Raw genomic sequence first — 18083 nt, forward strand, 5'->3', positions numbered from 1 at the left:
CGTCGGGACCAAGAGACGGCGCGGCCCGGCCCCTGCGGGCCGGACCTCTCGATCGACGTCTGCTATTGCTGCTCGGCCTTCTCGCGAGCCTCGCTCACCTTGGCTGCACCGCGCGCGGCCTCCGCCTCGGCTTCCTTCTTCGCGGCCTCACGTTGGGCGTCGGCCTTGTCTTGCTGGGCTTCGCCTTCGCGACGGATGTCATCACGGCCGGTAACCGCGCCGATGATCTCCTTGGCCTTGCCCTTGACGCCTTCCACTGCGCCGCTGATGCCTTCTGCCGGTCCACTCTTGTCGTCAGCCATCACAGATCCTTCGCTGGTTGATTCCCATCGTCGGCGCGCTGCTCGCTGAACGCCCCCGTCTGACGGGGCATCCGCCCCGGTAGTGCAGCAATCGATTTCCCACACCACACGTCTACCAAACCCGGCGTGCGAACGCGCACCCCTGAACAACCAGCTGTGACGGTGCCATCAAGGCCCAGAATGAAAGCTGGGACGACACCATTGCGGTCCAAATCGGACGTCTGCGTCCATTCGCAGAACGACGGATCCCGTCAAAGCGCGCTCGCTAATACGCTGCGCCGGTCGTCTTCTGAGGGATAGCGTGATCGTCCGGGTCACGACGACCCCCGTGGCCCACCGCGTGGCTCGAACGAACCGTCGGCTGAAAGGCGCTCGCGTGCAACAGGCTTCAACATCCAGCACACCGCATCTCGGACGTTCACTCGGACTGTGGGCGATCGTCGGCCTCGGCCTCGGCTACATGACCCCGATGACCGTGTTCGACACGTTCGGAATCGTGTCGGACGAGACGGATGCAGTCGTCCCGCTCGCCTACATCGTCGCCCTGATCGCCATGGTGTTCACTGCCATCAGCTACGGCCGAATGACGCGCGTCTTTCCCTCGGCGGGATCGGCCTACACCTACGCCTCCGAGGTGATCCACCCCAACGTCGGCTTCCTCGTCGGATGGTCGTCGTTGCTCGACTACCTGCTGCTGCCGATGGTCAACGCCGTGATCGGCCGGATCTACTTCGAGTCGTTCTTCCCCGACGCTCCGTCGTGGATCTTCGTGATCGTCTACGTCGCGATCGTCACCGCGCTCAACGCCTGGAGCATCAAGGGTACGTCCAACATCAACGGCGTCCTCGTCGTGTTTCAGATCGTCCTCATCGGCGTGTTCATCGTGCTCACGTACAACTCGATACGGAACGGCCTGGGCCAGGGCACGATTTTGACGCTCGAACCGCTGTATCACGCAGGCGTCGACATGAGCGCCGTCATCGCGGGTGCCACCGTGGTGTGCTTCTCGTTCATCGGGTTCGACGCGATCACGATGTACAGCGAGGAGGCCAAGACGCCGAGCACGGTGCCGAGGGCCATCGTCTTCGCGTTGCTGATCGGCGGCGCGATCTTCTTCCTCGGGGCATGGTTCGCCCAGGCTGCCTTCCCCACGCTCGACGGCTTCGAGGTCACCGACGACACGCTGCCCGAGCTCGCGCTGAAGGTGGGCGGCGAGTTCTTCAAGATCCTGTTCGTGTCGGCCGCCCTGGCCGCCATGTTCGCATCCAGCCTGTCCTCGCACGCGAGCGTCTCTCGCATGATCTACGTGATGGCCCGCAATGGCACGGGGCGCATCCCGCGCTTCCTGTCCTACATCCACCCGAGATTCCTGACACCGCTGCACGCCGTGCTCATCGTCGGCGCGGTGTCGCTGCTCGCGTTCAAGTTCACGCTCGAATTCGTCTCGGCGATGATCAACTTCGGCGCCCTCATTGCGTTCACGGTCGTCAACCTGACCGTGCTGCTCTACTACGCCGTCCGGTTGAAGCAGCGGAACACACCTCGCCAGATCCTCACCAACATCGTGCTGCCGATCATCGGCATGTGCATGACGGCGGTGCTGTGGATCAACCTGCACTTCGACGCCCTGCTCTACGGCGCGATCTGGTTCGTCGTCGGGCTGATCCTGCTGGTCTACGTCACCCGCGGGTTGCGCAAGCCGCTCACGATGAAGATCGAGGAGGAGACGCTCGCCGAAGAAGGCACGCCGATCCCCCACGTCGAGCACGGCAAGGCGGGTGAGTCCAAGTGAAACTGGTCGTCGGCTATCTCGCGACACCCGGTGGCGCGGACGCGGTTTCACTCGGCGTTCAGCTCGCCCGCACCCTCGGAGCCGAGCTTGAACTGCGACTGGTCCTGGCTCCCGACGACGTGACCACCCCCCGTGTCACGTCCGACAAGTTCCACGAGATGCTCGCCGAGCAGAGTTCGGAGTGGCTCGATGAGGCGCTGCAGCTGGTGCCCGACGACGTCACGGCTCGCGGCGGAGTGCTGGTCGAGGATTCGGTCGCAGGTGCGCTCAGCGAGGAAGCGGTACGGCTCGAGGCCGAGGCTATCGTGGTGGGCGGGTCGGGAGGCGGGTTGATCGGAAGCCTGTCGCTGGGCTCGCTCGTCGACGATCTGCTGCACTTCGCCCCGGTGCCCGTCGCGGTGGCGCCGCGCGGCACCCGGAACTCCGATGTGGAACGCATCCGGACCGTCACGTGCGCCATCGGTGACCGCCCCGGCGCGGCTCGCTTGCTCGACACCGCGGTGCGAGCGAGCAAAGCGACTGGCGCGCCGCTACGGCTGGTGTCGCTCGTCGCGCTCGACAAGCACGGTGAGGCCGGTGTCGCGGCAGCACGCGAACACGCCTACGCCACACTCGAATCCGCGAAGGCAGCACTTCCCGAGGGTTCTGACGTCGCGGCCGTCGTCGCCGACGGTGCCACGGTTGAGGAGGCCGTGGAAGGGCTCGACTGGGAGGACGGCGATCTCCTGATGCTCGGCTCCAGCCGGTTGGCACCACCCCGCCGTCTCTTCATCGGTTCCACGGCCGCCAGAATCCTGCGGCATCTGCACGTGCCGATGGTCGTGACTCCAGGTGAGGAAGAGTCGACGTGAGGATGACTGACTCTCTACCCAACGATTCCGCAACTCTAGCGACGGATCTAATCGTGTTCATCACACCCATCTGCTAACCGGTCGAGCTGGGACGAACTCCCTCGGGCGGCCGTGAACGTCTGTGAGTTGCGGCTCCGGTTGCCCGGCACACCGAAGTACCGCACGATCAGTAGCTGAACAACACCTGCACAATGCATCGAAGTGCCTGGAGGCAGGATTCGGCAGACCGCCGGCGCCCGATCGCACCAGCGGGTCGAAGCACGCCGCCATCCACGAAGCCAACATGCACGTCGAGAACCGGAGCCAACTCGAGTTGAACGCCCGAATCTGTCTGTATCTTTCAGGCACTCCGTTAGCCGCGGCACTCCTATTCGCGCCCAGCGCCCCGGCTGAGCCCCCATCGACGATTCCCGGAGCGGACTCCGCCATCGCCAAGGCCGAAAGCGTGCTCGGCTCAGACCAGTTCGGTCCGTACGGATGTGAGGCTTTCGTGGCCTATGCCTACGGCGTACCGCAAGCGAAGTACGGCTGGGACGGCGCATCCGAAACCATGTACCAAACGCTCCTTCGACAAGGTCAGATCCACACTGACATGAATCCCCCGCGGGGAGGACTTGTCTTCAGCAAGGGATCCGACGGCCCCCACATTGACATTGCCCGTGGAGACGGGACGTATATCTCCGGCGGCGTCCAAGGACTCGCACGAGGGTACGGCGACGGGCACAACATCCAGGTTCTGCCCAGCCCAAATGTGGGGCGCAGCTGGACCTACCGCGGCTGGAGTATGGGCTACCCGCAATAACGACGAGCCCTCGCCGAGTCGCGACGCTTACAACTGTTTGCGCTCGACAGGGCGGTGCAGAAGCCTCGAATTGGACCTCCTGGAGCGCCGGTTCTAGAAGGCTCGTTGGATATCGGTCGGATGAATCTCGGCACGACTTCGAAGGCCTCGGCAACCAGAGGACAATCAAACTCAGACCACGTCGGGATCTACTGGCATCAGTCAGTTGGACCGATCTCGCGTCTTGAGGCCACATGAACCTGCCGGCGTTGCGCGGACGCACTGCCGAGGTGAAACGCGCCATAACGGTGCTGGATCGCACGGTGGCCTCGGGTCAGGGCGCTCTGCTAGTCGTCGTGGGTGGAGCTGGCATCGGAAAGTCGGCCCTCATGTCCGAGATCTGCAACCGCGCTGCGCAGCGCGGTTACGGCATCGGTGTCGGCAAGGCGGAAGAGTCCGATCAGATCGCCTCAATGGCGCCGTTGCTGCTGGCGTTGCGATCAGGCCGCGAACCGTTGTTGTCGCAGCAGGCATTCATGTCTCTGGCGCCGATGGAGCGTCAGCAACTGTGGCAGATCGACCGACTCGTTGACGACCTCGAGACCCGCGCCACGACCGGACCGGTGCTGGTGTGCATCGATGACTTCCAGTGGGCGGACGCCTCAACGGCGTTGGCGTTGCGGGTTCTTCCCGGGCGACTCGGCGGTTCGCCGATCGTCTGGATGATCACCACGCGGCCTGGGGCCCGAGCCGCTGAGGACCTCATCCAGGCAGCCAGTCGCGACGTCACGGTCGACACCATCGCCTTGACACCACTGAGTGCCGCAGCGATCGCGCAGATCGCACAGGACCATCTCGGCGAACCCGTCGACGACGACGTCATCGCGCTCTTGGGCGGCGCCGATGGATTGCCATTCCTCGCCGTAGCCCTGCTGGAAGGCCTTGCAGCACAGCAGCCCACCGAGCGACCGGTCAAGTCCCGGACTGGAGTGGCCGGCGACGAACTTCCTGCCGCGCTGGTCATGGGAGTGCGCACGCGGGTGGAGGCCTTGCCGGTGCAGAGTGTGCAACTGGTGCGCGTCGGTGCTGTCCTGGGACGGACGTTCGCCGTAGCCGATGCAGCTGTGTTGTTGGGTAGCCCGTCGACTGACGTCGCGCTTCCCTGGGTGGAACCGGCGGTGCGGGCGGGCGTGCTCGACGACGAAGGCGGCCGATTGGCGTTCCGGCACGATCTGCTCCGCCAGGCCGTGTACGCCGACATCCCGGCCTCCCTGCGCCAGTCCATGCACCGCGCCGCCGCCCAACAGATGCTGGTAAGCGGTCAGGGCGCGGTGGCCGCTGCCCCGCATGTGCTGCGCTGTGCGATCGTCGGGGACCTGGAAGCCGTCGATCTGCTCCGGCAAGCCGCCAAGGTCAGCGATGAGGTCACCCCTGACACCGCAGCAGAGCTATCCCAACGTGCATTCGCCCTATTGACACCGTCCGACGCGATCTGGAGTGCCACGGGCCTGGAGGCCTTGCGCGCCTTCAACATTGCTGGACGCGGCGGTGAAGCGATGGCGGTCGCCGACACCCTGCTCGCCTCCACCACCTTGGATGAAGAGACCTTCGCTCAGATCCAGATCGACGTCGCTCAGGCAATGTGGTCCCGGGGCGAACTGGACCACATGCAAATGCGGGTTGGCACCGCCAGTGCGCTGCGCGACTTGACGGCGGGCACCCGCGCTCACCTGCTAGCACTGCGGGCCTTATCGCATTGCCGCGACGTCGACATGGCCGCGGCTATCGCCGACGCCGACGAAGCGTGGGCCGCCGGTGAGCGCAGCCACAGCGCCGCCGCCCAAGCCACGGCCCTGCAAGCGTTGGGAGAAATCGCCCGCAACGACGGCCGCAACGCCGCAGCATTGGGCTTCTTCCGTCGGACCCGGCCCTTGGCGGGCCGGCGATTCCTGCACGACGAAGTGGTCTCCCTGCAACTGCTGGACCGCTTCGACGACAGCGCGGCGCTGCTTCGGGAAGCCCAGCACCAATCCGACGACGAAGGACACTCCTCCTACCTGCCCGAGACGACGTTCGGGTTGATGTGGCAGGCGTACAGCCTGGCAATGCTCGAGGAATCCGACACCCACGCACGATCGCTCATCCGCCTCGAAGATGAACTCAACCACTACACCTTCCACAACGAAGCCCGAATGTTCTTGTGCCGCACCGCTCAACTCCGCGGCGACTACGCCGACGCCCGCGAACAGCTGCGGAAAGCGGCCGCGCACGACGCCAACGACGACGGCCAGCAGCACACCCTGCTGGTGGTCCTGACCTGGCTCAACCAAGCCGAGGACGACATCGCCGCTGCGCTAGAGGCGGTGCACTCGCTGGTCGAGCGCGCGCATACCGTTCGCCACCGATGGGTGTGGCAGCCGGGTTGGCTGATGTCAGCCGTGGATATCGCCAACCAGGCCGGTGAACGAGATTTCGCCCGTGAGATCACCGGCATCGCGTCCACGTTGTGCGAGCACAACCCGACCGCGTCGAACATTGCGATCGCCGCGTGTGCCACCGGCCTGACCACCGGTGACATCGACGCGCTGGCCGAAGCAGCGTCTCTATGCCGGCGCAGCCCGCGACCGGTCCTGCGCGCCCAGATCACCATGATCTTCGGTCAAGCGCTCCTTGCTGCCGGCCGCACCGCCGAAGGCGTCGAGCACCTCGACCGCGCCTGGGATGGCTACAACGCGGTCGGCGCAACCGGCGACGCCGTCAAAGTGCAGCACATGATGCAGGCAGCCGGGGTGCGGCGCAGGCGCTGGAAAGCGGCCGATCCCCGTCCCGCTGTCGGGTGGGAATCCCTGACCAGCGGCGAGCAACGGGTCGCTCGCTTGATAGCCGAGGGCCATACCAACAAGTCGGCCGCCGAGATCCTGGTGCTGTCCCCCAACACCATCGCCACCCATCTGCGATCGGCATTCCTCAAGTTGGGCGTGAAGTCCCGCGTGCAACTGGCATTGGCCGTCGCCGAAGTGTCCTGAACCGTCTTCGACGGCGCGCCCGGGTCCGCGCAATGCACAATTCCTCACTCAAATTGATGAGATCCGGTTCCTCGGAGATGAGAAGCGCCGTTTTCCCTGGGGAACGGCGTGTTCCGGGGCTACGGTTCGAACAGACTGATTTTCGAACGCTTTTCGGCTCATTGTTGCGGCAGCTCCAGACATCACCGGCATCCGCTTCACCCTTCAAGAACGCGCCACCCGGCAGGCCCCAAGCCTGTGCCTCTACACGCGCGCTTCGTCCCGCTAGCCGCACCGGATTTCTCCTGCGGAGTCAGGCCACCCCGATGGATGTCAATTCGTTTGACCACAACCACGTTGACGCCAACGGCATATCAATCCACACCGTATCGGTGGGCGAGGGTCCGCTGGTCGTGTTCTGTCACGGCTTCCCCGAGTCCTGGTACTCCTGGCGCCACCAGTTGCCCGCCGTCGCGGCGGCCGGCTTCCGCGCTGTCGCGATGGACATGCGTGGCTACGGCGAGACCACCGCACCGGCGTCCACCGATGCATACACCTTGAGCCACATGGTGGGCGACGTCGTCGCACTGGTCGCTGCCCTCGACGAGGAGCAGGCCGTCGTCGTCGGTCACGACTGGGGCGCCCCCATCGCCTGGTACAGCGCGCTCATGCGACCCGATGTCTTCCGGGGCGTCGTCGGGATGAGCGTGCCCTACACCGCGCCCATCGCGATGCCGAGTGGAATGACCATGACCGATTTGATGCGGAAAGCAGCTGGGCCGGGTCGGGAGTACTACCGCCTCTTCTTTCAGGAACCCGGTGTCGCCGAGGCCAATTTGGAAGCCGACATCGACCGCACCGTGCGCGGTTTCCTGTACAGCATCAGCGGGAACGTCGTGACCGACGGTGTCTTCGAGCGCGGCTGGGACGGACACTTCCCGATGGGCCAAGACTTCATGCAGCAGCTCGTCGTGCCCGAGGTGCTACCTCCGTGGTTGACCGAGGAGGACGTCAAGTTCTACGCGGCCGAACTGGCCCGGTCCGGCTTCCACGGTGGGCTGAGTTGGTACCGCAACATCAACGCCCAACCGGCGATTCTGAGTCCGTTCGTCGGGACCACGATCACCGCGCCGTCGATGTACGTCTCGGGAGAGAACGATCTCATCGCCGCGAATCCTGCTGCGATGGAAAAGTTTCCGACCTCGTTGCCAGGACTGCGTGGTGTGCACGTGTTGCCCGACGCGGGTCACTGGATACAGCAGGAACGCCCTTTGGAGGTCAACGACGTCCTCGTCGCCTTTCTGACTTCCCTCTGAATCGCAGATGACAGCGAGCTAGACAGTCCCACTATCGGATTCAACCCATCACCGCATTGACCCAAGGAGCCCGACATGACCTCACCGACCAAGACAAACCCCGTCATCTTCATCCACGGACTGTGGATCCACTCCAGCGCCTGGCAGCCGTGGCTGGAACTCTTCGAGAGTTGCGGATACTCCGTGTCAGCACCGGGTTGGCCCGGTGACTCACCGACCGTCGCCGAGACGCGGAAGAACCCCGATGGGCTCAACGACATGGGCATCGCCGAGATGGTCGATCACTACACCCAGATCATCGGGAGACCTGAGGTCAAACCCGTTGCCATCGGCCATTCGTTTGGCGGTCTGATCGCCCAGGAATTGCTCGCCACCGGCGTCGTCGCCGCAGCCGTCGCCATCGACCCAGCACCCATCAAGGGTGTCAAGGCCCTGCCGTATGCGCAGCTCAAGTCGGCGTTCCCAGTACTCGGAAACCCGGGCAACCTGCACAAGACCGTGTCGCTAACGGCCAAGCAATTCCACTACGCGTTCGGCAACACGTTGTCCGAAGAGGAATCCGATGCGCTGCACGACCGGTGGACCATTCCCGGTGCCGGGCGCCCGTTGTTCCAGGATGCCAGCGCGAACTTCTTCCCGAACTCACCAGCCAAGGTCGACACCCACCTGGCCGACCGGGGACCGCTGCTACTGACCTCGGGCACCGAGGATCACGTCGTCCCGCTCAAAGTCACCAAAGAAGTGTTCGGCAAGTACGCCAAGAGCGCCGCCGACACCGAGTTCCACGTCTTCGAGGACAAAGGCCACTCCCTGACCATCGACGCCGGCTGGAAGGACGTCGCCGACGTCGCCCTGAACTGGTTGGCCACCAAGGGTTTCTAACCCTTCGAACACCGCTGCGCCCCGGACACGGGTCGAGCCTCCTCCCACTCGTTAGGACCATCATGACCACTACCTTGACCACCAATTCGGTCGCCCACCAGGATTCAGGACCGCTGCACTATCAGGATGCGACCACCCTGGCAGCGCTGATCGCCAGCAAGCAGGTCACCTCCCGCGAAGTCGTCCAAGCCCACCTGGACCGCATCGCCGAGGTCAATCCGAAGATCAACGCCATCGTGACCCTGCTTGCCGAGGACGCGTTACGCGGCGCCGACGCCGCGGACAAGGCCGTCGCCGGGGGCACGGAACTCGGTCCCCTGCACGGAGTTCCGTTCAGTATCAAGGACTCCCTCGACACCGCCGGCATCGCCACCCAGCGCGGCACCAAACTGTTCGCCGGCTTCATCCCCGACGCCGACGCGACCACTGTGGCCCGATTCAAGGCGGCTGGCGGCATCCCCATCGCCAAGACCAACCTGCCCGAATTCTCCGGCTGGACCGAAACCGACAACCTCGTCACCGGCCGCACCAACAACCCGTGGAACCTTGACCGGACCCCTGGCGGATCCTCGGGCGGGGAGTCCGCAGCGATCGCGGCCGGCATGTCCCCGATCGGCATCGGCAGCGACGTCGCGATCTCCGTACGCGGGCCGGCGGCGTTCACTGGCATCGCCGCCCTGAAGGCTTCCCACGGCCGCATCCCCTACACCGGGCACTTCCCAAGGGTGACCTCAGCGTGGTGGCACGTCGGGCCGATGGCCCGCACTGTGCGCGACGTCGCGTTGGGCTACGACATCCTCAGCGGGCCAGACGGCATCGACGGCTATGCCATCCACGGCAAGGACATCGACTCAGCCGCCACACGAATCGCGGGTCAGACCATCCGCGTCGGATGGGTATCCGACGATGCGTTCGCCCCGGTGGATCCCGAGATCACCGCTGCCGTCACCGACGCTGCCGCGCACCTGGCCGAACTTGGCTGCAACGTCGAACAAGTCGCCGTGCCGTTTCTCAAGGAGGCCGACGGCCTCAACACATTGCAAACGTTCGTCTACGGCGAATTAGCGCCGTACATCAAGGAATTAGCGGCTGGTCGCGAAGGCGAACTGTTCCCGACCGGAGCTGCCATTCTGGCAATGGCGGACCCGACCTTCACCCAAATGTTGGAGGCACGCGCGAAGACGGAAGCTCTGCGGTCAGCCTTCGCCGGCTACTTCCAGGACTACGACGTGCTGCTGTGCCCGGTCACCCCGGTCAGTGCCACACCACACGGTGCGCTCGAACTCTTCGTAAACGGAGTCACCGTCTCGTGGACCCACGTCATGGACGCCACCTCACCGTTCAACCTGACCGGGCTGCCCGCACTGTCGGTCCCCTACGCGTTGAGCTCCGAACAACTGCCCATCGGCATCCAACTCGTCTCGAAATGGTTCAACGAGGCCACCATCCTGCGGCTCGGAGCTCTGCTCGAGCGCAAAGGCGGCCTGGGCGACCGACGCCCACCCATCGGCGTTTGAGCACCTCGCAAACCACTCTTCCTCAACGGCTTTCACGTCCGACCACACAGGAGAATCCCCACATGAGCATGTTCACCACCAAGGACGGCACCGACATCTATGTCAAGGATTGGGGCAATGGGCAGCCAATCGTCTTCAACCACGCCTACTCATTGAACTCCGACACCTTCGAAGACCAGATGTTCTTCTTCGCCAACCACGGATACCGCTGCGTGGCACACGACCGCCGTGGCCACGGGCGCTCCAGTCAACCGTGGGACGGCAACGACGTCGACACCTACGTCGAGGACCTCGCCGAACTGATGGAAGCCCTAGATCTGACCAACGCCATCCTGGTCGGCCACTCCACGGGCGGGGGCGTCATCGCCCGCTACATCGGCCGCCACGGCAGTCGACGAATCGCCAAGGCCGTCTTCATCGGTGCGACCGTCCCCGTGGTCATGCAAACCCCGGCACACCCCGCTGGTGTCCCCACCGAGTTCTTCGACGACATGCGCGCCGCAGTCCTGGCCGACCGCACCGAATACTTCCGCGACATGGTCACGTTGCACTTCGGTGCCAATCGTCCTGATGTCAAGATCCCCCAAGCCCAGCTCGACGCGTGCTGGCTGCAGACCATGTTGACCGGATTCCCGGCCTCCTACCTGGGTATCGCCGCGTTCGCCGAAACCGACGTCACCAACGACTTAAACAAGATCGACGTCCCCACCCTGATCCTGCACGGAGACGACGACCAGATTGCCCCGGTGGGCAACGCCACCCTGGCCGCGGCCCTCGTACCCGACGCCATTCTCAAGATCTACCCCGGAGCACCACACGCCATGACCACCACGCACAAGGACCAGGTAAACCAGGACCTGCTCGACTTCGTCACCGCATAGCGGCCGTTCACGGAAACGATGCCGAAGTGCCGGAAACCTGTCGGGCGGGAGCTGCTTATGGCGAGTCGTCGAGAGGTGCTGGCGGCATACCAGAGTTACCTCGATGCGTTCATGGAAGCCGACGAGGACGCCATCCGCCGCCACCTGCAGTGGCCCTGCACATTTCTGATGGACGGACGCAGCGAAACTCTGGACGAATTTCCTTACAGCCCAACCGCACTGAAACGCGAGAATGACTGGGCCACCAGTGCAGGGCTGGAAATCGACGTCGTCGCGGTGTCGGCCACCAAGGCCCACGTTCTGCTCAGAAACTGTGAACGCCTACGACCGGACGGATCGCTCATCGAGGAAGTATCCGCCTTCTACGCATTCACCCGCACCGCCGAAGGCTGGAAGATCTTCGCCATGTCCAGCATCGAGTTCCCATCCGGCTGACACGACAGCGGCCACCCAACCAGGTCGCCCGAGACACGACAGACCAATCTCAGCGCAATGTCCGGCTGCCGAAGACGACGGGCCTCGAGCACCCTGACGCGCACATCTACGGCGACGACATCGCCTCGGCGCTCGACGCGCTCGCCTGACGTCCGCTGAGACACATCTGAAAAGTTTGAGCCAATTTGGCCCATGTGAGGCACTAGCCGCGGCTTCTCGACCAGCCCATCGCCGACCCTGAGCGGCTTTCGAACTGGGGCTTTGTGGTGGTCCCGGCTGGTATCGAACCAGCGACCTTCCGCGCGTGAGGCGGTTAGGCCGTCGCGGCAGGCGCGTTCACCGTGGCGATGGTCCTGGTATTTGATGTCCGTCGTCGCTCCCGCAGCGGTAACTCCGCCCGGCCTCTTTTACTGGCGCGCGGCACGTTAATCTTGGTTCGCGGCGCGGTGCCGCGTTTGCTAGGAGGTATTACCCATGCGCTCTTTCAGCGTGGCGGTGTTCGCCACGATTGCCGCCATCTACGGTTCCTCTGGCGTGGCGGTGGCGGCGCCCAAGGATTACTGCGCTGACCTCAAGGGCGGCAGTACCGGCAGCACGTGCGAGATCCAACTCTCCGACCCCGCGTACAGCGTCGACATCAGCATCCCGCTGGACTACCCCGACGAGAAGTCGATCGCCGACTACATCTCCCAGACGCGCGACGGGTTCCTCAACGTGGCCAAGTCTGGGGCGCCCCGCGACACACCGTATGAGTTGAGCATCAAACCGACGGAATACACCTCGTCGATTCCCCCGCGGGGCACGCAGGCCGTGGTGTTCACGGTGAACCAGAACGTCGGCGGCGCGCATCCGCAGACGACGTACAAGTCGTTCAACTGGGACCAGAGCTATCGCAAGGCGATCACCTACACGGCCGCACCGGACGACAAAGAAAGTACCCCGCTATGGCGGGTGGACGATCCGCTGAAGACCGTCGCGCCGATCGTCCAGGCGGAACTGCAGCAGCAGCTGGCACCGCCGTCACCGGTCGCGCCTCCCCCGCCGCCCGCACAACCGGGACAGCCGGTCGCGGCCACGCCGACCACCACCCCGACTACCACGCCGCCACCACCACCACCGCCGTTGCCATTCGCGACAGCCGCGCTGTACAACCCCGCCAACTATCAGAATTTCGCGGTGGTCAACGACGGGGTGATCTTCTTCTTCGACCAGGGCGTGTTGTTGCCCGACTTAGCCGGGGCGCTGCAGGTGCTGGTGCCCCGGTCGGCGATCGACCCGATGATTGCGTAACACTTTCAAACACTGGTTTCGCAGAGGGCAGCGTCAGCAGAAGCTTCGCCCGTCACCGGGTTGTGTATGAGGTGTATCCGGCATGGGCGGCAAGGCATTCCATCACCTCGCTGATCGCGTCGCCTCTGGCGCTCGACGCGCTCGACGACACGCGTCGGGACCTTCGGTAATCATCCTTCGGAACGGATCCGCAGTTTGGCCGGATATTGGCCGGATCGTTTCTCGCCAATGAGCCAGATGACGGGCAATTCATGCGTTTGAACCGGCGCTTTGTGGTGGTCCCGGCTGGTATCGAACCAGCGACCTTCCGCGTGTGAGGCGGACGCTCTCCCACTGAGCTACGAGACCTGGGAGACGCACCGATCCGTGATCAGTGGACATCAGAGATTAACACGGACGTCGCTTTGGCCGGGAATCCCGACGTCCGGAACGAGTCGACATTGCGACGGCGTGGGTCGCCATCGACGAATGAACCCGACGCGGCGACCGACCTCGTCGGGTTCACCTCGCCGAGCGGCAACGTCGGCTGCATCATCGATTCGCCTACGCGGTGCGACACCTCCGAGCGCGACTGGACTCCCCCGCCCCTGCCCGCCGACCGTGAGTTCGATTACGGCCGGGCCATTTCGCTGTCGGGCGGCGAGGAGGCGGCGTTCGTCTGCGCAGGCGACACCACTCTCGGCGGTGGCAAGCCACTGCAGTATGGCCAGTCGGTGTCGCTCGGGTCGATGCAGTGCGACAGCGCGGAGTCCGACGTCACCTGCCGCGAAACCCAGACGTGACACGGCTTCACGATCGCCCGCGAGGCGTATCAGGTGTTCTGATCCCGCAATGGTGCCAGGGTGATTTGTCTCGCCTCGCTTGAGTGGACTAATGTCGTGCTTCGCAACGGGCGACGATCTCGCCCGTAGCACGCGGACGTGGCGCAGTTGGTAGCGCACAACCTTGCCAAGGTTGGGGTCGCGGGTTCGAATCCCGTCGTCCGCTCGAAGGTGCAATGGCATCAACCCCGACGGTGGAGTGGCCGAGTGGTGAGGCAACGGCCTGCAAAGCCGTGCACACGGGTTCGATTCCCGTCTCCACCTCCAAGAATGACCCGGCGCGATTAGCTCAGCGGGAGAGCGCTTCCCTGACACGGAAGAGGTCACTGGTTCAATCCCAGTATCGCGCACCAACATTACCGCAGGTCAGAGGCAGTTTCAAAGCCTCAGCGCAGGGCACATGCCAGATACGTGCCAAATGGTTGTAGAGAGCTCGAGTCGCGATCGTGATTCGAGAGGCTAGCCATGACCGCCACCACTGCTCCAAACACCCCGCACGACCTTGTCCGCTGCGACCACTGCGGCCGGTACGGCTGGCACACAACCGACCGGTGCCCCGATGTCACATCCCCGGAGGACATTGCACGCATGACAACCACTGCTCAGATCAACCCGTACCCCGACATCGCACCACCAGCCGGTGCTACGACTGTCGATGACTGGGGCGATGAGGAGCGCATCATCTACGGCAAACGCCACGAAATCGGCGCCATTGTGACGGGCGCCTGGGCACTCCAGCTACCCAACGGATCTGTCCGGGGGAACGACGGCCACGACGTCTATGTGGATGAGATGGATGAGCGCGGTTACCAATGCGAGCGGCTCAACCTGTCCAGCGCGCAGGCGCGCCAGCTGGGTCAGGCACTACTCGCGGCGGCAGCTACGGCCGACGGGTGGGTGGCGAAATGAGCACCGACACCGTGGAGTTGGTCACCGGTCTCCAGGGTCGCTGGCTCGGCAAAAGAGGCATCTTCCGCCACTCCGTCCCCGGAATCGAGGACGTCGACCTCAACGGCGACGAAGGCGTCCACCACGTGATGGTCACCAGCGTCGCTGGTTCCGTCGTCGGATGGCTAATCCGCTGGGCATGGGAGCCCGGCGAGATCGACTACGAGGTCCGCATCAAAGGCCTCGAAGAGCATGCTGGGCTGTCCGACGTCGCCGCGTACAGCATCGACACCCTCGCCGACCTGGCCCAGTTCGCCAACAACCTCCGGCAGGAGTGGGAACTGATCACCGGCGTTCGCGAGAACCATGTTTGGAGTGTCTGGCCCGACATGATCGATAGGTTGCCCGAATGAGGATCAGAAACCTGGCCGCGGAGATGCTCGCTGGCGGCGGACGCGCTGGAGAAGATTTACGCAGGCTGCTACGCGTGCCAGGCCGATACGGAGCTGCTCGCCGGAGAACCAGTCTCCCTAGCGCCGCGTCTTATCAGAAGGTCGCGATTCAAACGCGACCCTAGGGTTGGATCTCAAATCCGACCCTTCGGCCCGTCACCGGCTCTCCCGGTGGCGGGCCGAACCTTTTTGGCCTGCATGGCAGTCATTGCTCTCTGCGTAACGCCTGCAACGCCCTCTGGGTGCGCGACCCAGCAAAGAGCATGTGTTGTGACGCCAATCACAAAATGTGCTCTCCGGAGTGAACCGATTGGGGGTGATCCAGCGTGTCACAAGTAGCCCATGCAAGATCGGAGTAATGCCATGAAACGGACCATCATCCTGCCAGCCTTGATCACCGCGTTCGTCGCGCTGTCACCGGCCGGCGTTGCACTCGCCGACAACCCACACAGCCCCGGCGCTACCGGACAACCGAACCAGTCCGCGGAAGACCAGCCCTCGGCGCCGGCGGGCTTCAGCTCCGGCGGCTTCGCCAATGCGGAGCAGCACTATGCCGGAACTCAGCCACAGAACAGCCGCAACGCTCATTCCGTGAGCCAATACGACGTCGCCGCCTTCCAGGTGTCCCACAAGGGACCGTAGAGCAAGTAATTCTTGGGCGACGCCGGCCGCCACGGCGGATCGAACCAGACTGGGGACCTCGGCCAATTAGTTGAGTAGTTCGACGATTGCGCCGACCTCGGTGGCGTACAGCTCCGCGTCAATCCGCTGGGCGGGCGTGAATGCTTGAATGCCAGGCGGGATTGCCGAGCGGCCGAACGAGCAATTCCAAATCGCGCATCGCGGCGGCCCCACGGGATGGCTTCTGGCGGCTCGACATATCGGACACCGACGAAAGCTAGCACCCGCTCAACGCGGATAGGGGAACCTCAGTGCGTCGGCGCGCGGACCAACCAGCAGCCTGCGATGGGCCGGGGCGAGATCGCTCGATCGTGTCGGTGCCTGGAGCTACAGTCGCCGCGCATGCGCAACGCAGCGAGTTGGGCCGTATCCGCAGGCAACAAATTTCGCGAAGTGGCGAGGACGACCGAGAACCCGACCACGACGCTACTGGCCGAGGGCCTCACGCATCTGAGCGAGGCAGTCAGATTACTGCAGCAGGAGCTGGGATCCATCGAGTCCAAAGTTAAGGCGCTCTCCGACGGGTGCCGTCGCTGTCGTCGGTGCGTATGAAGCGCCGCCCGAGCGCAACCACACGCCCCCATCCCCGGCTTCCAACGCGGTCCGGAAGTGAAGCGGTCTAGCCTCGCTGCAGGCGACCAGCAGAGGGCGTCCTGACGAGGAGCGTGTGAGCCGTGAGTGACAAGCCGAACATTCTGATCATCTGGGGCGATGACATCGGGCAGAGCAACCTCAGCTGCTACAGCGACGGGGTAATGGGTTACCGCACCAAGAACATCGACCGGATCGCCGCCGAGGGCGTGCGGTTCACCGACTACTACGGCGAACAGAGCTGTACCGCCGGTCGAGCGGCGTTCATCACCGGGCAGAACCCGTATCGCACCGGCCTGACGAAGGTCGGTCTGCCCGGCGCGACGCTCGGCTTGCAGGCCGAAGACCCGACCATCGCGACCGCGCTCAAGACGCAGGGCTACGCCACCGGGCAGTTCGGCAAGAACCACCTCGGTGACCGTGACGAGTTCCTGCCCACCGCGCACGGCTTCGACGAGTTCTTCGGGAACCTGTATCACCTCAACGCCGAGGAAGAGCCGGAGAACGTCGACTACCCGAAGGACCCGGAGTTCCGCAAGAAGTTCGGTCCCCGAGGCGTCCTGCACACCTACGCGAACGGCGACGGCACCCAGCGGATCGAGGACACCGGCCCGCTGACGAAGAAGCGGATGGAGACCTGCGACGAGGAGTTCCGCGACGCCGCAGTCGACTTCATCAAGCGCCAGCACGACGCTGAGACACCGTTCTTCGTCTGGTTTAACTCCACTCACATGCACTTCCGGACCCACCCCAAGCCGGAGAGCATCGGGCGCTCCGGACGGTGGCAGTCCGAGTACCACGACACGATGCTCGATCACGACGACATCGTCGGAGACCTGCTGGACACCCTTGACGAGCTGGGCATCGCCGACAATACGATCGTCATGTACTCGACGGACAACGGCCCGCACATGAACAGTTGGCCCGACGCGGGCATGACGCCCTTCCGCAACGAGAAGAACTCGAACTGGGAAGGCGCGTACCGGGTTCCGGCCATGGTGCGTTGGCCAGGACATATCCCGGCGGGCACCGTTCTGAACGGGATCGTCAGCCACAACGATTGGTTCGTCACGTTGCTGGCGGCGGCGGGGGAACCCGACATCGCCGAGAAACTACTCAAGGGAACTGATCTGAACGGGACAACCTTCAAGGTGCACCTCGACGGGCACAACCAGTTGCCGTACATCACCGGCGAGACCGAGGAAGCTCCGCGCCAGCACTTCTTCTACGTCTCCGACGACGGCGATCTGACCGGACTGCGTTACGACAATTGGAAGATCGTCTTCATGGAGCAACGCCAAGCAGGAACGCTGGCGATCTGGCTCGAACCTTACGTAGAACTCCGCGCCCCGAAGCTATTCAATCTGCGCACCGACCCCTACGAACGCGCCGACATCACCTCCAACACCTACTTCGACTGGATGATCGACCGCATCTGGGTATTCACCCCGGCGCAGGCTTACGTCGCCGATGCCCTGCAGTCATTTATCGAGTTCCCACAGCGCCAAAAGTCGGCCAGCTTCAACATGGACCAGGTGATGGCCAAGCTGCAGGAAGCCCCGTCCCGCAGTAGCTGAGTGGATTGACATGTCCCGCTG

General features: G+C 64.1%; 16 protein-coding genes and 4 tRNA genes. 18 read left to right on the forward strand and 2 right to left on the reverse strand.

The features are described 5' to 3' along the window. Positions 1–62 precede the first annotated feature (62 nt). Positions 63–302, reverse strand: a complete 240-nt coding sequence (locus HNP02_RS03325; RefSeq protein WP_184434653.1) for a CsbD family protein — start codon at positions 300–302, stop codon at positions 63–65. A 376-nt stretch (positions 303–678) separates the two neighbouring features. On the opposite strand from HNP02_RS03325, the gene HNP02_RS03330 reads away from it, so the two are divergent. From HNP02_RS03330 to HNP02_RS03375, 10 genes are all read left to right on the forward strand, one after another. Next, a complete protein-coding gene (locus HNP02_RS03330) occupies positions 679–2094 on the forward strand; it encodes an APC family permease (RefSeq protein WP_221317053.1) in 1416 nt (471 codons plus the stop codon). Continuing rightward, positions 2091–2945, forward strand: a complete 855-nt coding sequence (locus tag HNP02_RS03335) for a universal stress protein (protein WP_184434656.1) — start codon at positions 2091–2093, stop codon at positions 2943–2945. The genes HNP02_RS03330 and HNP02_RS03335 overlap by 4 nt, the downstream gene beginning before the upstream one ends. Positions 2946–3228: 283 nt before the next feature. Next, the gene (locus HNP02_RS03340) at positions 3229–3747 is read left to right on the forward strand and encodes a hypothetical protein (RefSeq protein WP_255506124.1); all 519 of its coding nucleotides are present in this window, start codon (positions 3229–3231) and stop codon (positions 3745–3747) included. 233 nt (positions 3748–3980) lie between these two features. After that, positions 3981–6752 (forward strand): AAA family ATPase, encoded by a 2772-nt coding sequence (locus HNP02_RS03345; protein ID WP_184434659.1) that lies wholly within the window; start codon positions 3981–3983, stop codon positions 6750–6752. A gap of 371 nt (positions 6753–7123) precedes the next feature. Beyond that, positions 7124–8047 carry an alpha/beta fold hydrolase gene (locus tag HNP02_RS03350; RefSeq protein WP_221317054.1) on the forward strand — a complete coding sequence of 308 codons (924 nt, stop codon included), beginning with the start codon at positions 7124–7126 and terminating at the stop codon, positions 8045–8047. A gap of 75 nt (positions 8048–8122) precedes the next feature. Beyond that, entirely contained in the window at positions 8123–8929 is an 807-nt protein-coding gene (locus HNP02_RS03355) for an alpha/beta hydrolase (protein ID WP_184434665.1), read from the forward strand. A gap of 62 nt (positions 8930–8991) precedes the next feature. Next, a complete protein-coding gene (locus HNP02_RS03360; protein ID WP_184434667.1) occupies positions 8992–10446 on the forward strand; it encodes an amidase in 1455 nt (484 codons plus the stop codon). A 62-nt stretch (positions 10447–10508) separates the two neighbouring features. Continuing rightward, the gene (locus HNP02_RS03365; RefSeq protein WP_184434670.1) at positions 10509–11327 is read left to right on the forward strand and encodes an alpha/beta fold hydrolase; all 819 of its coding nucleotides are present in this window, start codon (positions 10509–10511) and stop codon (positions 11325–11327) included. A gap of 57 nt (positions 11328–11384) precedes the next feature. Beyond that, the gene (locus tag HNP02_RS03370) at positions 11385–11762 is read left to right on the forward strand and encodes a hypothetical protein (protein WP_184434673.1); all 378 of its coding nucleotides are present in this window, start codon (positions 11385–11387) and stop codon (positions 11760–11762) included. 474 nt (positions 11763–12236) lie between these two features. Further along, entirely contained in the window at positions 12237–13052 is an 816-nt protein-coding gene (locus tag HNP02_RS03375) for an RsiV family protein (RefSeq protein WP_184434676.1), read from the forward strand. A gap of 273 nt (positions 13053–13325) precedes the next feature. Here the strand turns inward: HNP02_RS03375 and HNP02_RS03380 are convergent. Beyond that, positions 13326–13400, reverse strand: a tRNA-Val gene (locus tag HNP02_RS03380). A gap of 92 nt (positions 13401–13492) precedes the next feature. On the opposite strand from HNP02_RS03380, the gene HNP02_RS03385 reads away from it, so the two are divergent. The 8 genes from HNP02_RS03385 (at position 13493) to HNP02_RS03420 (ending at position 18062) form a co-directional block, all read left to right on the forward strand. Then, entirely contained in the window at positions 13493–13834 is a 342-nt protein-coding gene (locus HNP02_RS03385; protein WP_184434679.1) for a hypothetical protein, read from the forward strand. Between the two features lie 132 nt (positions 13835–13966). Then, positions 13967–14039, forward strand: a tRNA-Gly gene (locus HNP02_RS03390). A 27-nt stretch (positions 14040–14066) separates the two neighbouring features. Further along, positions 14067–14140 (forward strand) — tRNA-Cys (locus tag HNP02_RS03395). An 11-nt stretch (positions 14141–14151) separates the two neighbouring features. Further along, a tRNA-Val gene (locus HNP02_RS03400) sits at positions 14152–14226 on the forward strand. Between the two features lie 235 nt (positions 14227–14461). Further along, the gene (locus tag HNP02_RS03405; protein ID WP_184434682.1) at positions 14462–14782 is read left to right on the forward strand and encodes a hypothetical protein; all 321 of its coding nucleotides are present in this window, start codon (positions 14462–14464) and stop codon (positions 14780–14782) included. Beyond that, the gene (locus HNP02_RS03410) at positions 14779–15174 is read left to right on the forward strand and encodes a hypothetical protein (RefSeq protein ID WP_184434685.1); all 396 of its coding nucleotides are present in this window, start codon (positions 14779–14781) and stop codon (positions 15172–15174) included. Before HNP02_RS03405 ends, HNP02_RS03410 begins: the two co-directional genes overlap by 4 nt. A gap of 402 nt (positions 15175–15576) precedes the next feature. Further along, positions 15577–15855, forward strand: coding sequence for an adenylate cyclase (locus HNP02_RS03415; RefSeq protein WP_184434688.1), 279 nt, complete (start codon positions 15577–15579; stop codon positions 15853–15855). Positions 15856–16568: 713 nt separating this feature from the next. Beyond that, on the forward strand, positions 16569–18062 hold the full coding sequence (locus HNP02_RS03420) for an arylsulfatase (protein WP_184434691.1): 1494 nt from the start codon (positions 16569–16571) through the stop codon (positions 18060–18062). Positions 18063–18083 lie beyond the last annotated feature (21 nt).

The sequence above is a fragment of the Mycobacterium sp. AZCC_0083 genome (genome assembly GCF_014202335.1).
Classification (GTDB): domain Bacteria; phylum Actinomycetota; class Actinomycetes; order Mycobacteriales; family Mycobacteriaceae; genus Mycobacterium.

Coding starts and splice junctions, on each gene's coding strand:
- HNP02_RS03340 (WP_255506124.1), top strand. CDS start 3,229: ATGCACGTCGAGAACCGGAGCCAACTCGAGTTGAACGCCCGAATCTGT.
- HNP02_RS03375 (WP_184434676.1), top strand. CDS start 12,237: ATGCGCTCTTTCAGCGTGGCGGTGTTCGCCACGATTGCCGCCATCTAC.
- HNP02_RS03345 (WP_184434659.1), top strand. CDS start 3,981: ATGAACCTGCCGGCGTTGCGCGGACGCACTGCCGAGGTGAAACGCGCC.
- HNP02_RS03370 (WP_184434673.1), top strand. CDS start 11,385: ATGGCGAGTCGTCGAGAGGTGCTGGCGGCATACCAGAGTTACCTCGAT.
- HNP02_RS03355 (WP_184434665.1), top strand. CDS start 8,123: ATGACCTCACCGACCAAGACAAACCCCGTCATCTTCATCCACGGACTG.
- HNP02_RS03415 (WP_184434688.1), top strand. CDS start 15,577: ATGAAACGGACCATCATCCTGCCAGCCTTGATCACCGCGTTCGTCGCG.
- HNP02_RS03325 (WP_184434653.1), bottom strand. CDS start 302: ATGGCTGACGACAAGAGTGGACCGGCAGAAGGCATCAGCGGCGCAGTG.
- HNP02_RS03405 (WP_184434682.1), top strand. CDS start 14,462: ATGACAACCACTGCTCAGATCAACCCGTACCCCGACATCGCACCACCA.
- HNP02_RS03365 (WP_184434670.1), top strand. CDS start 10,509: ATGAGCATGTTCACCACCAAGGACGGCACCGACATCTATGTCAAGGAT.
- HNP02_RS03360 (WP_184434667.1), top strand. CDS start 8,992: ATGACCACTACCTTGACCACCAATTCGGTCGCCCACCAGGATTCAGGA.
- HNP02_RS03410 (WP_184434685.1), top strand. CDS start 14,779: ATGAGCACCGACACCGTGGAGTTGGTCACCGGTCTCCAGGGTCGCTGG.